This window comes from Clostridium thailandense, assembly GCF_019207025.1.
GTDB classification, from domain to species: Bacteria; Bacillota; Clostridia; order Clostridiales; family Clostridiaceae; genus Clostridium_AM; species Clostridium_AM thailandense.
In genome coordinates, this window is record NZ_JAEEGC010000261.1 from 1 (window position 1) to 1,194 (window position 1,194).

The 1,194-nt window shown below is 33.7% G+C and carries 1 protein-coding gene; it reads left to right on the plus strand.

Features of this window, described 5'->3' with window-relative positions:
• Positions 1-12 precede the first annotated feature (12 nt).
• Positions 13-1,194 (plus strand): trimethylamine methyltransferase family protein (locus tag I6U48_RS29485; protein ID WP_218324079.1); only part of this gene is annotated, 1,182 nt, incomplete at its 3' end.

The window sequence follows — 1,194 nt, forward strand, 5'->3', positions numbered from 1 at the left end:
GAGGATGTAATTATGGATCATGAAAAAGAATTATTAGCCGTAGAGCAACTTCATCAAGCTAGTTTAAAAATACTTGCTGAGATCGGGGTTAAGTTTGGAAGTGAAAAGGTAAATGAAATTTTCAGGGCAAATGGATTTAGACAAGAAAATGGAAGAACATATTTTACAGAGGAACAAGTTAATAAATATTTAAACATGGCAACAAAAGAATTCACTGTTTATGGAAGAGATGAGAATTATTTTATAAACGTAAATACAGAGGACGTAAATTATACTCCAGGCTATGGATCACCAATGATAACCAATGTAGATGGAAGTGTCAGACCAGCTTTATTCGATGACTATCTAAAAATGGCTAATTTATTTCATATGGAAAAATCATTTAAAGTAAATGGGGGGATTCTTGTTCAACCATCAGATATAGCTCCGGAAATAAGTATACCAGTAATGGTATATGCTGCGATAAAACGTTCCTCAAAAGTAATATTTGGTATTCAAGGAGTTAAAAAGGATCAGATAGATATATTTAATATGTTAGAAATCCTATTTGGAGGTAAAGAAGAATTAAGAAAAAAAGCTAGATATATAGTATTACCAACACCTACTAGTCCTCTTAGAGTAGAGTCAAGTGCAATAGAGACATTACTTCTAGGCTGTGAATATAATCAACCTATTGCTGTTTGTTCAGCTTGTATGCCAGGTGCAACTTCGCCTGTTACATTAGCAGGTTCCATTGCAATGTGTAATGCTGAAATGTTAAGTTGTATAGTATTAACTCAACTTGTAAATCCAGGTAATCCTGTAATGCATTTGTTTGCATGTTATGGGTCAAATGTTCAAACAGGAAATGCATCTATCGGTTCGCCAGAACTTATTAAAGCTGGCAGATATGGATCACTGCTTGCTAAAAAGTATGGATTAGCTTGTAGAAGTGGCGGAGCATTAAGTGATGCAAAAGGTGTTACTGCTCAGGCTGGAGTCGAAACAGCTATGTGTCTATTCCACACTAATTTATATAAAGGAAATATTGCCATGCATTCAGCGGGTATTCTAGACTCTTTTGCAACAATGAGTTATGAAAAATTAATGCTAGATTTTGAAGTAATAGATAGATGTGGTAATTATTTTGAAGACATTGAAATAAGTGAAAATACTTTGGCTTTTGAAACATTAAAAGATGTAGCAGTAAATGGT